Below are 13,854 nucleotides of genomic sequence, written 5' to 3'. Positions count from 1 at the left end.
GCCTAGGGCACCATCAGGACGTCGTGGATGCTGGTCGGCACGAACAGCCGGTCCCACTGCCCGCCGCCGTGCCGTTCCGGGACCCGTTCCACGTCGTAGACCTCCTTGCGCATGCCCTCGCCGCGGTCCACCTCCTGCACGGCCTGGTAGTCGTCCAGCTCGCGCAGGTGGATGAGGGCGTGCAGGCGGTCCTGCCGGCCCCACGTCTGCTCGTAGATGAAGGCGGTGGCGCGGCCTTCGAGGTTGGCGTTGAGGTAGCGGGACCAGTCGTAGAGGAACTGCCGTCCCTCCTCGCGCAGCTCGTAGCGCGCGTCGGCGGTGCGCAGCACGATCGCCCCGGCGGTCGCCGAGTTGAGCTGCTCCTGCTGCGTGGTCTGGTACGTGGCGGGCGGCACGAACGTGCCGGGCACGTCGTGCACGTCGTCGGTGAACCCGTGCTGCGGGCACATGACGGTCTCCTGGAGACTGCCGTGCACGAACATCTTCTCCCAGTTGCCGCCGCCCTTCTTGGGCAGCCGGTCCTTGAGCGAGATCTGCTGGAACGCCTCGTCGTGGTCCACCATCTCGATGAGCTTGCTGTACTTCTCGGGGGACTTCATGTGCACGAACCAGTGCAGCCGCTCGCGTACGCCGAAGACCTCCTCGTAGCAGAAGGTCGTGGCGACGCCGGCCTGGGCGCGGTTCATGTAGTCGAGCAGGTCCACGCTGAAGTCGCGGCCCTCGCGGGCCATGCCGTACTCCAGCATCCCCACGCGGTGGATGATCAGGCCCGCGTTGCCCGAGTGCAGCAACTGGTCGGGGGGCAGGGTGGTCTGATACTGCGCCGGCTTCGTCATGCCCCGAATGTCGCCCACGGGGGCGGGAAGCTCCGCTCAATATTGAGCAGGCCCCCGGCGCGCCCGTCGCGGGCGGGCTCAATATTGAGCAGCAGGACGGCGGCCCGATCGGCCTAGCCTCTCCTGTGCCTGACATGCCTCTGGGAGCCCACGAACTGCTGGTCTTCATGCTGCAGCTGGGCCTGCTCCTCGGTCTCGCCGTCCTGCTCGGCCGGCTGGCCGTGCGCCTGCGCATGCCCGCCATCGTCGGCGAGCTGACCGTGGGCGTGCTGCTCGGCCCGTCGCTGCTGAGCCACCTCGCCCCCGCCCTGAAGTTCACCCAGCTCCACCTGCTGGACGCGGTGGGCCAGGTCGGCGTCCTGCTGCTGGTCGCCATCACCGGCGTCCAGCTCGACTTCGGCCTGGTCCGGCGACGTGGCGCGACGGCCGTCAAGGTGAGCGTCGCCGGTCTGGTCGTGCCGCTGGGGCTCGGCGTGGCCGCCGGTTTCCTGCTGCCCGCCTCCCTGCTCGTCGAGGGCACCAGCGTGACCGTCTTCGCGCTGTTCCTGGGCGTGGCCACGTGCGTCAGCGCCATCCCCGTGATCGCCAAGACGCTGACGGACATGAAGCTGCTGCACCGCGACGTCGGCCAGCTCTGCCTGACCGCGGGGATGGTGGACGACGCGTTCGGCTGGTTCATGCTCTCGGTCGTCTCGGCCATGGCGACCACCGGCGTGCGCACCGGGCAGATCGTGTTGTCGCTGGTCTACCTGGTCGCGCTGGTGCCGTTCGCGCTGTGGGTGGGCCGGCCGCTGGTCCGCTGGACGATGCGGGCGGCCACCCGCTCGGACGAGCCGGGCCCGGCCGTGGCCGCCGCCGTGGTGCTGGTGCTGCTGGCCGCCGCCGGCACGCACGCGCTCGGCCTGGAGGCCATTTTGGGGGCGTTCGTCTGCGGCGCCCTGATCGGGCGGTCCGGCCACGCCGACGCCGCGTGGCTGGCCCCGCTGCGCACGATCGTGCTGAGCGTGCTCGCGCCCCTGTTCTTCGCGACGGCCGGCCTGCGCATGGACCTCACGCTGCTGTCCAGGCCGGACGTGCTGGCGGCGGCCGGGGTCGTGCTGGGAGTGGCGATCGTCGGCAAGTTCCTGGGCGCGTACCTGGGGGCGCTGCTGAGCCGGTTGAGCGCGTGGGAGGCGTTCGCGCTGGGGGCGGGCATGAACGCGCGCGGCGTCATCGAGGTGATCGTGGCGATGGTCGGGCTGCGCATCGGCATCATCGACACGGCGATGTACACGATCGTGATCGTCGTCGCGATCGTCACCTCGCTCATGGCGCCGCCGATCCTGCGCGTCGCGATGAGACGCGTCGAGCTCACCGCCGAGGAACGCCTGCGCCGGGCCGAGCACGAGCAACTGGTCGAGCCCGGCCGCCGCGGCTGACCTAGCGGGGGACGACGATCGCCGTGGCCAGCAGCCCGGGGGCTGCCGTCCAGCGGCCCGCGAACTCCGCCAGCGGCGCGTCCGGCGGCAGCAGCCTGGCGCGGAAGCGGCCGTCGAGGGAGAAGGCGAGTGAGCCGTCGTCGAACCCCAGCCACTCGCCGGTCAGCGGGAACCACGCCTTGTAGACCGACTCCTTGGCGCTGAACAGCAGCCGGTCCCAGCAGGTGCCGGGCCGCAGGTCGCGCAGCTCGCGGACCATCGCGGCCTCCTCGGGCCGGGCCACCATGCGGAAGACGCCTTCGGGGAGCGGTTCGTGCGGTTCGGCGTCGATGCCGATGCTGCGCACGTCGCCGGCGTCGGCCACGGCCGCCGCGCGGAATCCGGCGCAGTGCGTCATGCTGCCCACCGCGCCCGCCGGCCAGCGCGGCGCGCCGCGCCGGCCGGGGACGATGGGCGCGGGCGGGATGCCGAGGGCCGCCAGGGCCTCGCGGGCGCAGTGGCGGACGGTGGCGAACTCGCGCCGGCGTTTGGCGACCGCCTTCCTGACGGCGTGCCGCTCCTCGGGGAAGAGCCGCACGCCGGGCGGGTCGCCGTAGGCGGTGGAGACGGCGACGTTGTCCGGGACGAGCGTCTCGATCATCGAGTGTCCCTCCTCCTGGGCCGGCGGGTGCCCCTCCGTCTACCCAAAGGCCGCCGTCGTCACCGCTCTCCGGCGAGCGGTTCGAGGACGAAGACCGGGATCAGGCGCTCGGTCTTCGTCTGGTAGTCGGCGTAGTCGGGGTAGGCCGCCACCGCCCGCCGCCACCAGGCGTCCTTCTCCTCCCCCGACACCTCGCGCGCCCGGTAGACGCCGGTCGCCGTGCCGTCCTGGAGCTCGACGACGGGCTCGGCGAGCACGCTGGCGTACCACTGCGGGTTGACCGGGGCGCCGCCCAGGGACGCGACGGCCGCGTAGCGCCCCTCGTGCTCGACCCGCATGACCGGCGTCCTGCGTAGTTTGCCGGTCTTCGCGCCCCGGTAGGTCATCAGCACGACGGGCCGGTCCTTGATCGTGACGCCGTCGGTCGTGCCGGTGCGCATGATCTGCTCGACGTGCTCGCGGACCCAGTCCGACGTGCTGGGCTCGTACTCGCCGGTCGGCCCCTGCACGGTCCGCCGCGCCGCCTCCGCCGGGCCGTGCCGCCGGCCGGGGCGGTTGTCCACGTTGTCGGTGAGGGTGTTGATCAGGGCGGGCAGCCCGGCCACCGTCTCGGCCGGCAGCCCGGCCACGGTCTCCTCGGCCAGGTCGACCCAGAGCCGCTTGACCTGCTCGGCCAGCGCCCGGCCGCTGTCGGTGAGCTCGACCACGCTGGCCCGCTTGTCGGACGGCGCAGGCGTGCGGCGGATGTGACCGGAGGCCTCCAGCTTGCGGCTCATGAGCGTCACGCTGGGCGGCTCGCACCCCAGCGCCTCGCTGAGCTGCGCCTGGATCCTCGGCCCGGTGCGGGCGAGTTCGAGCAGGAGCGCCTCCTGCCCGGGATGCAGGCCGAGCGGGGCCAGCAGGGCGGCGGCCCTGGCCCGGTGGCGCAGGCTCAGCAGGCGGATCGCCTGGTTGACGGCGTCGGCTTGCGCGAAGTCCATGATCGCTCCTTGACGGAAATTAGTTATCTGCATAATAGTTATCCGCGTAACCAAATTCTACACGGCCGGGGCACGGCCCGCGGGAGCCGGGACCGTCCCTGGCGCGGCGCACGCACGCCGCGCGTCCACGGCGGCGAAGCAGACAAGAACGGAAGAACCCATGACGAGCATCGGCACCGCCGCCCGGCGGGCCACCCCACGAACCATCCCGTCCTGGCTGATCCTGGCGCTGGCCTGCGCCGGCCAGTTCATGGTCATCCTGGACGCCTCCATCGTGAACGTCGCCCTCCCCGCGATCCGCGCGGAGCTCGGCTTCACCCCCACCGGGCTCGCCTGGGTGGTGAACGGCTACCTGCTGGCCTTCGCCGGCTTCATGCTGCTGGGCGGCCGGGCCGCCGACCTGTTCGGCCCGCGCCGGACGCTGGTCGCCGGGCTGCTGCTGTTCTCCGCCGCCAGCCTGGCCGCCGGCCTGGCCACCGCGGCGGAGGTCCTGGTCGCGGCCCGCGTGGCACAGGGCGCCGGGGCCGCCATGATGGCCCCCGCCACGCTGGCCGTGATCAACACGTACTTCACCGAGCCGGGCGCGCGTGCCAGGGCGTTCGGCGCCTGGTCGTCCGCGGGCGGCGTCGGCGGGATGATCGGCGCGGTGGCCGGCGGCGCCATCACCACCGGCCTGTCGTGGCGCTGGGTCTTCCTCATCAATGTGCCGGTCGGCGCGCTGCTGATCGCCGTGGCCCTCGCGGCGCTGGTCACCGTGCAGAGCGCGCGGCGCGAGCCGCTCGACCTGGCCGGCGCGGTCACCGCGACCGCCGGCCTGGCGGCGCTGGTCTACGGGGTCATGCAGAGCGCCGAGCACGCCTGGTCGTCCGGACGGGTGCTCGTGCCCGTGCTCGCCGGCCTGCTGCTGCTCGCCGTCTTCGTCGCGGTCGAGGCGCGCTTCGCCGGAAGGCCCATGCTGCCCCTGCGGCTGCTCCGGATCCGGGGGGTGGCCGTCGGGAACGGCATGCTGCTGCTGTTCGGCGGGATCACCATCGCGATGTGGTACTTCACGTCGCTGTTCCTGCAGAACGTCCTGGGCTTCAGCGCGCTGCTCGCGGGGCTCGGGCAGACGCCCGCGGCGGTCACGTTCATGCTGGTCGCCCGGGCGTCCGCCGCCCTGCTGCCGCGGGCCGGGGCGCGGGCGCCGGTGCTCGGCGGCGGCGCGCTGTTCGTCGCCGGGTTCGGCTGGCTGTCCCTGGCGCAGGCCGGCAGCGGCTACCTCACCGGCGTCCTCGGGCCCACGCTGCTCGTCGCGGCCGGCATCGGGCTGACCTTCCCCACCCTCATGGCCGCGGCGACCGCCGAGGCGCCCGAAGGCGCGGCGGGCGTCGTCGGGGGCCTGGCCAACACCACCAGCCAGGTGGGCTCGTCGATCGGCCTGGCGGTCCTCGCGACGGCCGCGGGCGCCGCGGGCTCGCCTGAAGCCCTCGCCGACGGCTACGGCCTGGTCTTCCTCATCGCGGCCGGGCTCGGCCTGGCCCTCGCGGCGGGCGGCTTCCTGCTGCCGCGCCGCGCCTGACCCACCCCACCCCTTCCACCAAGGAGACCTCCATGTCCCTCGCCTTCGATCCGATCGCCGTGGGCGGCACGAAGCTGGCCAACCGGGTCGTCATGGCCCCGATGACCCGCAGCCGCGCCCGCGACGGGCTGGTGACGAGCCTGACGGCGCAGTACTACGCCCAGCGCGCCTCCGCCGGGCTGATCGTCACGGAGGGCGTCCAGCCGTCGGTGATCGGCCAGGGCTATCCCTTCACGCCGGGCCTGCACAGCGCCGCGCAGGTCGCGGCCTGGCGCGAGGTCACCGGCGCGGTGCACGCGGCGGGCGGCAAGATCTTCGCCCAGCTCCTGCACACCGGCCGGATCGGCCATCCGGTGCTGCTGCCCGAGGGAGAGGTCCCCGTCGCGCCGTCGCCGGTGGCCGCGCGCGGGCAGCTCTTCACGCCCGACGGCGTCAAGGAGTTCGTCACCCCGCGCGAGCTGACGGAGCCCGAGATCGAGCGGACCGTCGCCGACTTCGCGAACGCCGCCCGCAACGCCGTCGAGGCCGGCTTCGACGGCGTGGAGCTGCACGGCGCCAACGGCTACCTGATCCACCAGTTCCTCGCCCCCGGCACCAACCGGCGCACCGACGGCTGGGGCGGCTCGGCGGCCGGGCACGCCAGGTTCGCCGTGGCGGTCGTCTCCGCCGTGGCCGGCGCGATCGGCGGCGACCGCACCGCGTTGCGGATCTCCCCCGGGATGCCGAACAACGACATGCACGAGCCCGACCCGCGGCCGGTCTACGAGGAGCTGCTGGGCCGGACGGCGGAGCTGGGGCTGGCGTACCTGCACGTCATGGAGGCCGCCGACCGGGAGCTGACGCGTGCCCTGCGGCGGCTCTTCCCCGGCCCGCTCGTCCTGAACCCGCACACCGGCGACCGCCCGACCGGCCCGGAGGACCTCGCGCTGATCGAGGACGGCACCGCGGACCTGATCGCCTTCGGCCGGCTCTTCCTCGCCAACCCCGACCTGCCCCGCCGTCTGGCGACCGGCGCGCCGCTCAACGCCCCGGACCCGGCCACCTTCTACGGCGGCGACGCCGCGGGCTACACCGACTACCCGGCCCTGCCCGCCTGACCGGCCGGGCGCGGGGCGCGGACCCGCCCCCCTTTTTGATCTTCAAGGATGCGGCCGGCCGGAATTTCGGTCGGCCGATAAAGCGGCTCCCTTGCGGAGAAGGCGGTCGGAGGCGGTGTCAAGGAAGGTCCGCGCCCCACGCCCCGGCGGCGATTGGCCCGGACCCGCGCGAACAGGACGCCACCAGCCTCGATGCGCGCCTCCACCCTCCGGAGTCACCGAAACGTGATCGGCGCTCTTTTCCCACGCATTATTCGCCTCGCGCATGATTCAGTGGAAAACAATTCCTCGGCGAATTCAGGGCGGGCGGATCGCCGGAAATTCGCCGCCGCCCGATCGCTATTCAAATGATTCGGGAAAAGCGCATTGTCCGATCAATTGCGTCCCGGAATTCAGCGGGTGAGGCCGCGGGACCGTCATGGAACGATCCATATGCGAGAGGCCGCCGGAGATGCCAGCATCGTCGGATGACCCGAGAGGTGGAATCCATGAGCGAGCCCGCGATCCGTCCCAACGAGACGACGGTTCCGGTGCTGCCCTGCCCTTCCCCCGAGCAGACCCTGGAGTTCTTCGAGGCGCTCGGGTTCACCGTCACCCACCGGCAGACCCGGCCCTACGTCTATCTGGCGATGCGCTGGAGCGGGTTCGACCTGCATTTCGGCCCCGCGCCGAAGGACTTCGACCCCGCCAGGGACGCGACCGGGGCGTGCCTGGTCCTGGTCGACGCCGTGGCGCCGTACCACGCCGCGCTCGTCGCGGCCATGCGCCGGGCCTACGGCAAGGTGCTGAGCTCGGGCCTGCCGCGCATCACCCGCTACCGGCCCGGCGCGTCCAGGTTCACGCTGATGGACCCGTCCGGGAACTCGATCATGTTCATCCAGCGGGACGAGCCGGCCGAGCTGGAGTACGGCGGCTCCACGAAGCTGACGGGCCTGGCCAAGGCGCTGGACAACGCCCGGATCCTGCGCGAGTTCAAGAACGACGACCTGCAGGCCTACCGGGCGCTCAAGTCGGCCGTGCGCCGGCACGGCCCGCAGGCTCCGGCGGCCGAGCGGGCCATCGCCCTGTGCCACCTCGCCGACCTCTCCTCGGCGCTCGGCGAGCCCGCCGAGCCGTGGCTGGCCGACCTGCGCGGCGTCGAGCTCACCCCCGACGACAGGCGCCGCGTCGAGTCCGAGCTCGGCCACCTCGCCGACCTGCGCGAATGGCTCGGGCCGAGCTGACGGCGGGCAGACCGGCGGCGAACGGCCGGGCCGCGGCGGGCGTCAGGAGGCGGGGGTGTTGTGCATGATCTTGACCATCCGCACCTTGCCGTTGGGCTCCGGGGTGATGCTGTCCACCGTGCGCGCGGTCACCTCGAAGTCCTTGGCGACGGCGGCCACGGCGTCGCGGACCCGCCCGGCCAGGTCGGCGGGGGCCGACGGCGAGGGCACCAGCAGGATCTCCACCGCGCCCGGCCGGTACTGGAGCACCTGCACGCCGCGCACCCCCGCCGTCGGCATCACGGCCGGGTTGGTGAGGAAATTGGCGTGCACCGTGCGCCCGTCGGCGGCCACGACGCGGTCCTCGGTCCGTCCCTGGATGCGGCGGATGATCGGGGTGTGGAAGGCGCGGCACGGGCAGTCGTCCGGCTCGATGAGCACGCGGTCGCCGAGCCGGTAGCGGATCAGCGGCATCGCCTCGGCGTGCAGCCGGGTCACCAGGACCTCGCCCTCGCCGTCGGCCAGGGACACGCCGCCGTCGTCGTGCAGCACCTCCACCACCACGTCGGCCGAGCGCAGGTGCATCGCGCCCTCGGGGCAGGTGCGGCCGATCGTGTACGCCTCCACCGAGGCGTACACCTCGTGGCCGCGCGCCCCGAAGTAGTTCAGCACGTGCTCGCGGGCCTCGGGGGTGAGCGTCTCGCCGGCGAAGATGACGGTGTGCACGCGACGGTAGGCGATCTTCCTGCGGCGCAGCTCGTCCACGAGGGTGACGATGCAGCCGGGGAAACCCCACAGGAACGTCGGCCGTCCGCGCAGGAACGCCTCGACCTGCTCGTCCAGGCTGCGGCTGGTGTTGACGTGGACCGTACGGGCCAGGCCGAGCCGCTGCAGCCGGTGCGGCCGGAACTCGCCCACCCGGAAGTAGCCGATCCGGTCCCAGGGACGCAGGCCCGAGGCCAGCAGGTCCTGGAGGTAGGTGGCGCGCAGGTAGCCGAGGTCGCCCTCGGAGTAGAAGGGACGGATGGGCACGCCGGAGGAGCCGCTGGTGGGCGCCTCGCGGGTGTTGTCGGGGGTGAACCCGGCGGCCATCAGCTCGGCGGGCGGCAGGTCCCGCAGCGTCGTCCGGTTCAGCATCGGCAGGGCGGCCAGGTCGGCGGCGGTGGACAGCGCCGCCACGGCGTCGGCCGGGAACACGCGGCGGTAGTACGGCACGTTGGCGTGCGCGTGACGGACGAGCCCCGTCAGCAGCCGGTCCTGCACGACCTGGAGCCGCGCCGGGTCCATCCGGTCCCGCGACCGCGCCAGGTACAGGTTCCGCACCACCGGCACCACCGGGATCGTGCTGGGCAAGCCCTTCATGAGGTCTCCTTCTTCAGCGTGGCCAGCATGACGCCGCCCTTGACCACCTCGCCCGCGCAGTACGCCAGCAGCGCGCCGAACGCCGTCGCGGCGGGCACCAGGAACCAACCGGCGGCGGCGACCACCGCGAACTGCAGGCACGCGGCCACCGCGGCCAGCCGCCGTCCCCGGTCGTCGGTGTTCTCCACCAGCAGGAACGCGGGCAGCACGGCCACCGTCAGGGCCGCCTCGGCCAGCAGCGCCGCGCCGGTCGCCACCATGCCCCGCTGGCCGCCCGCCAGCACCACCCCGAGCACGACCACCGCCAGGGCGCCGGCCGGCACGGCGGGCGCGAGGATGCGCCGCGCCATCCGGCGGGCGCCGGCCTCGCCCGTGCCCTCGATCCAGACCGCCACCCGCGGCTGGAGGATGCGCAGCAGGTACGACACGCCCATCACGACCACCGACAGCGCCACCGACCACACGTAGAAGACGCTGGTCTGCTGCGCGTCGCCCAGGTGCGCGAAGTACGCGAAGGTCACCGAGGTGGCCGCGACCGCGGTCACCTCGCCGACGCTGAGCAGCGCCGCCGCGCGCACGGCCGGCCGGTAGGCGCCCTTGTCCGCCTTGCCGGAGCGCCCGCGGATCAGCCCGGCCGCCAGCACGGCGTTCAGCACCGCCAGCACGCCGACGTGCAGGGCCAGCAGCGCGTTGGCCCGCATCCCGGTCAGGGCCACCAGCCCCACGCCGGACGCCTGCGCGACGGCGAGCGTCAGGTAGGCGAACACGTCGGCCCGCGCCCGCCCGCGCAGCCGGTTCAGCGCCGCCATGACCGCGCAGCAGCCCAGCCCGCAGGCGTAGGCGGCGGCGGCCGCGTACCGGGCGGGCGCGCCGCCGGGGTCGGCCGCCGCCAGGGCCAGCCAGACGGGCACGGCCAGCGCGAACGGCGTGGCCGCCAGCAGCATGAACAGCGGCCGCAACGTCTGCCCGCCGCGCCGCGGCACCAGCGCCAGCGCCGCCTTCTCGATGCCGCTGGACGTCAGCGCCAGCAGCCAGCCGGACACGCCGTTGGCGGTGGCGTACAGGGCGAACTCGTCGGCGCCCCAGAGGCCGAGCAGCACCAGGTTGGCGGTCCACAGGGCGGCGCGGAACGCGCCGCGCCCGGCGAACAGGGCCGCCGTCACCGCCACGAGGCGTGGCGGCGGCCTGCGGCGCAGGCTCACGGTCACGGGCCGGCCTGTGCCGACTCGACGAACCTGCCCTTGCCGCCGGGGGTGAGCGTGACCCGTTCGGCCTGCTCGAAGCGCACCTCGACCGGGCCGCCCACCTGCTTGGCCAGACCGTCCCGGTAGGCCGCGGCCACCTCGTCGAAGTCTCGGCCCGCCTCGGGGACCAGGTGGACGGTGACGTTGCCGTCGGCGTCCTGGCGGACCATGCTCTCGGCCACGCCTGGCGTCCACATGGCCAGCGACAGGAACGTGGCCGTGTAGACGCGGTGGCCGCCGGGGAAGGTGATGTAGTCGTCGGACCGGCCGCCGGTCACCCGCATGCGCATGAACCGGTTGCCGCAGCCGCACTCCCCCGGCACGATCATGCCGCGGTCGCCCAGGCGGTAGCGGATCAGCGGCATCGCCCGTTCCCTGAAGTGGGTCACCACGACCGCGCCGTCCTGGCCGTCGGGCACCGGCATGCCGTCGTCGTCCACGATCTCCAGGCGGACGCGGTCCTCGTCCACGTGCATCGCGCCCCGGTCGCACTGGGTGGAGACGGTCAGCACCTCGTAGGCCGAGTACTCGTCGTACACCGGCACGCCGAAGCCGTTCTGCAGCAGCTCGCGCACCTCGTCGGTGAGCAGTTCGGAGTCGGTCATGACCATGCGCAGCGTGCGCCGCAGCCGGGCCACGTCGGCGGGCGAGGCGGCGCGCAGCAGCCCGCGCAGCACCACCGGGTAGCCCATGATCAGGTGCGGGCGCACCTTCAGCACGTCGGCCAGGATCTTCGCGTCGCCCTGCCCGGCGCCGATGACCGTGCGCGGGAACAGGCCGAGCCGCTGGAACCAGCGCAGCGGGCGGGGGAACGGCTTGATGTGCGCGATCCGCCACCACGGCCGGTAGCCCGACAGCAGGAAGCGGCGGAAGATGGTCGCGCCGTGGTAGCCGTAGGCGGCCACGTCGTGCCGCACCTCCAGGACGCGGCCCGTGGTCCCGCTCGTACGGTCCAGCCGGTAGTCCTTGGTGCTCAGGCCGGGCGTGTGGAAGCGGGACAGGTCGCCGTCCAGCACGGTGGCCTTGTCCAGGATCGGCAGCTTCGCCAGGTCGGCCAGGCTGTGCAGGGGCACGTCGTAGCGCGGGTCGGCGTAGTGCGGCACGTGCGCGCGGGCGAAGGCCAGCAGGTCCCGCAGGCCGTCGAGGGTGAGCCGGTCGGTCTCGGCGCGCGGGCGGCGGATGGCGCGGAAGGCGTCCACGACGTGCCGCACCTCCCGCACGGCGACGCCCAGTCCATGGCTCACAGGCCGTCCCCGATCTCGAAGCGGAGCAGCCCGGTGGCCTCGGCCAGCACGCCGGCCAGGGCGTCCCGGCCGGAGGCGGCGGCGGTCAGGTAGCCGAGCTTGGCGCCCGCCCGCGTGTAGCGCTCCACGTGGTCGCCGGGGGCGGCGGCCAGCACCAGGTCGACGACGCCGGGCAGCGCCCTGACCTGCTCCTCGCCGTCCACCCGGACCAGCTTCCCGTCGCGTTCCGCGTTGAGCACGCGGACCGCGCCGTACCGGGTCGCCGCCGGGGTCAGGGACGGCGTCTCGCCCATGGCCGACAACACGTACTGCTCGACCACGTCCACGCCGTGCACCAGGCCCAGCAGCTCGGCCAGGCCGTTGCCGCCCAGGCGGGCGCCCATCTCGACGAGCACGACCTCGCCCGTCCCGGTGACCAGGACGTCGGCGCTGAGCGGCCCTTCGCGCAGCCCGGTCTCGGCGCAGACGGCGTCGAGCATCGGGCGCACGGCGTCGGTGACGTGGTCCGGGCCCGGCATGGTGTGCTGGACGGTGATGAACAGCGGCGGCGGGGTCAGCTCCCGTTCGGCCAGGCCGATCAGCGCCACCTTGCCGCCGATCACGAACGCCTCGGCCGTGTAGTGGGCGCCCTCCAGGAACTCCTCGGCCACGACGCGGCCGGACAGCGACCACTCCCTGGCCAGCCCCACGGCCTCGGGCAGCTCGTCCGGCGCGCGGCACAGCGACACGCCGCGGCTGCCGGAGGAGTCCACCGGCTTGACCATGAGCGGGAAGCCCAGCTCAGGGGCGTCGCGCAGCACCTCCTCCGCGGCGCCGCTCACGTGGCGGGGGCCGGGCAGGCCGAGCCGGGCGCACATCGCGCGGAACCAGCCCTTGTCCACCGAGCCGCGCACCGCGCCCTCCGAAAGCCCGCACGGCAGGCCGAGCCGGGCGGCCAGGGCGAGCTGCGAGGGCAGGTTGACGTCGCTGGCCGGGGAGACCACGCCGGCCAGGTCGTCGCGCTCGGCCAGGGCCCGCGCGACCCGCGGCACGTCGCGGGTGCTGAGGTCGAGGAACTCGTCGGCGTGCGCGACGCCGGGGGCGTCGGCCCGCATGTCCACGCAGATCGTGCGCACGCCGAGGCGGGCCGCGGCGCGGATGGTGCTGATGGCGCCGTCCGCGCCGCCGAGGACCGCGATGGTGCGGCCGGCGCCGGTCACGTGAGCCTCCCGGCGAGCAGGTCAGCGGAATCGACCGGCACGTTGGCCTCCCGTACGAGGAACAGCGGCGGACGGGCCTGACCGCGAGAGATGTGCAGAAGCGTGCGGGCCATCATGCTCAGCCCGAACAGGGCGGCGGCCAGCGCCAGCCCGAACAGCAGCGCGCTGCCGGTGATCCCGGCCAGCAGCGCCACGGGCAGGCCGATCAGGCCCGCCCACACCGCGGCCGAGATGGGCCGCGACGAGAAGCCGAAGAACAGGTCCAGCGAGTGCCTGGCCAGCCCGCGCACGGTCACCTTGGACGAGCCGTGCACCCGCGGCCGGTGCGCGGTCGGCACGGTCGTCCAGGCGCGCGTCAGGCGCGGCAGCGTGGCCAGGAAGTACGGCGTGCCGAGCCGCAGGTCCACGATCCGGCGCGCGATCTCCGTGCGGACCAGGCGGAACGTCGTGGCGCGCGGCGGGATCTCGATGCCCAGCAGCCACCGCGCCAGCCAGTCGTGCACGATCGACGCGGTCCGCCGCGGCCAGGGATCCTTGCGGTCCACCCGGATGCCGAACACCGCGTCGTACCCGTCGGCCGCCCGCTCGATCAGCCGCTTGGCCTCGGTGGGCGGGAACTGCAGGTCGGCGTCCAGGTGCAGCACCCAAGGGTTCCGGGCGTACCGATAACCGGCCGAGAAGGCGGCCTCCACGCCGAAATTCTTGGACAACGATATGAACGACACACGATTGTCACTCTCGGCGATCGTGCGAATGCGCGCGAGCGTGTCGTCCGTACTGCCGTCGTCGACGAAGAGAATTTCGAGTTCGCCCTGGTCACCCAGCGCGTCTGCGATTTCGCGATAGGTGTCAGGGATGTTGTCGGCCTCGTTCAGGCACGGAACGACCACGGTGAGTGCCAGGCCGTCCGGCGGAACCGGAAGCGGATGCTCATTCATGGAACGGTCTTCACCACGTGTATCAACCCCGGTTCACCCTGTGACAGGGCCCGGGCATTCCCACCCGGCTCGACCCCGGTTGCGGAATATATCCATACGCGTCAGACAAAAGATAGGTATTGATTTCTTTCCGGAC

The 13,854-nt window shown here is 73.2% G+C and carries 12 protein-coding genes; 4 read left to right on the top strand and 8 right to left on the bottom strand.

Annotated features, from left to right (window positions below; translation table 11 throughout):
• Positions 1 to 2: 2 nt before the first annotated feature.
• A complete protein-coding gene (locus ACIBK9_RS50920) occupies positions 3 to 836 on the bottom strand; it encodes a DUF6039 family protein (RefSeq protein ID WP_397166601.1) in 834 nt (277 codons plus the stop codon).
• 134 nt (positions 837 to 970) lie between these two features.
• Between ACIBK9_RS50920 and ACIBK9_RS50915 the strand changes: the two genes are divergently transcribed.
• Positions 971 to 2,254 carry a cation:proton antiporter gene (locus tag ACIBK9_RS50915; RefSeq protein WP_397166599.1) on the top strand — a complete coding sequence of 428 codons (1,284 nt, stop codon included), beginning with the start codon at positions 971 to 973 and terminating at the stop codon, positions 2,252 to 2,254.
• Position 2,255: 1 nt separating this feature from the next.
• Here ACIBK9_RS50915 and ACIBK9_RS50910 read toward each other — a convergent pair whose 3' ends face one another.
• Together ACIBK9_RS50910 and ACIBK9_RS50905 are read right to left on the bottom strand one after the other, a co-directional pair.
• Positions 2,256 to 2,894, bottom strand: coding sequence for a 4'-phosphopantetheinyl transferase (locus ACIBK9_RS50910; RefSeq protein WP_397166597.1), 639 nt, complete (start codon positions 2,892 to 2,894; stop codon positions 2,256 to 2,258).
• 59 nt (positions 2,895 to 2,953) lie between these two features.
• Entirely contained in the window at positions 2,954 to 3,874 is a 921-nt protein-coding gene (locus tag ACIBK9_RS50905; protein ID WP_397166595.1) for a nitroreductase/quinone reductase family protein, read from the bottom strand.
• Positions 3,875 to 4,034: 160 nt separating this feature from the next.
• Between ACIBK9_RS50905 and ACIBK9_RS50900 the strand changes: the two genes are divergently transcribed.
• From ACIBK9_RS50900 to ACIBK9_RS50890, 3 genes are all read left to right on the top strand, one after another.
• Positions 4,035 to 5,432: an MFS transporter gene (locus ACIBK9_RS50900; protein ID WP_397166593.1), complete on the top strand. Its 1,398-nt coding sequence runs from the start codon at positions 4,035 to 4,037 to the stop codon at positions 5,430 to 5,432.
• A gap of 32 nt (positions 5,433 to 5,464) precedes the next feature.
• Positions 5,465 to 6,529, top strand: a complete 1,065-nt coding sequence (locus ACIBK9_RS50895; RefSeq protein ID WP_397166592.1) for an alkene reductase — start codon at positions 5,465 to 5,467, stop codon at positions 6,527 to 6,529.
• Between the two features lie 488 nt (positions 6,530 to 7,017).
• On the top strand, positions 7,018 to 7,752 hold the full coding sequence (locus tag ACIBK9_RS50890; RefSeq protein WP_397166590.1) for a glyoxalase: 735 nt from the start codon (positions 7,018 to 7,020) through the stop codon (positions 7,750 to 7,752).
• A gap of 42 nt (positions 7,753 to 7,794) precedes the next feature.
• On the opposite strand, the gene ACIBK9_RS50885 is transcribed toward ACIBK9_RS50890, so the two are convergent.
• The 5 genes from ACIBK9_RS50885 to ACIBK9_RS50865 are packed head-to-tail and all read right to left on the bottom strand — an operon-like array spanning position 7,795 to position 13,718.
• Positions 7,795 to 9,093, bottom strand: a complete 1,299-nt coding sequence (locus ACIBK9_RS50885) for a phenylacetate--CoA ligase family protein (RefSeq protein ID WP_387665436.1) — start codon at positions 9,091 to 9,093, stop codon at positions 7,795 to 7,797.
• Complete coding sequence (locus tag ACIBK9_RS50880) at positions 9,090 to 10,301, bottom strand: hypothetical protein (RefSeq protein WP_397166588.1); 1,212 nt, start codon at positions 10,299 to 10,301, stop codon at positions 9,090 to 9,092. Before ACIBK9_RS50880 ends, ACIBK9_RS50885 begins: the two co-directional genes overlap by 4 nt.
• Positions 10,298 to 11,581 (bottom strand): phenylacetate--CoA ligase family protein, encoded by a 1,284-nt coding sequence (locus ACIBK9_RS50875; RefSeq protein WP_397166587.1) that lies wholly within the window; start codon positions 11,579 to 11,581, stop codon positions 10,298 to 10,300. Before ACIBK9_RS50875 ends, ACIBK9_RS50880 begins: the two co-directional genes overlap by 4 nt.
• A complete protein-coding gene (locus ACIBK9_RS50870) occupies positions 11,578 to 12,780 on the bottom strand; it encodes an ATP-grasp domain-containing protein (RefSeq protein WP_397166585.1) in 1,203 nt (400 codons plus the stop codon). Before ACIBK9_RS50870 ends, ACIBK9_RS50875 begins: the two co-directional genes overlap by 4 nt.
• Positions 12,777 to 13,718, bottom strand: a complete 942-nt coding sequence (locus tag ACIBK9_RS50865) for a glycosyltransferase family 2 protein (RefSeq protein WP_397166583.1) — start codon at positions 13,716 to 13,718, stop codon at positions 12,777 to 12,779. Before ACIBK9_RS50865 ends, ACIBK9_RS50870 begins: the two co-directional genes overlap by 4 nt.
• Positions 13,719 to 13,854: the final 136 nt, after the last annotated feature.

This window comes from Nonomuraea sp. NPDC050227 (assembly GCF_044459705.1).
Lineage (GTDB): Bacteria > Actinomycetota > Actinomycetes > Streptosporangiales > Streptosporangiaceae > Nonomuraea.
This window is presented reverse-complemented; position numbering and strand designations above follow the sequence as displayed.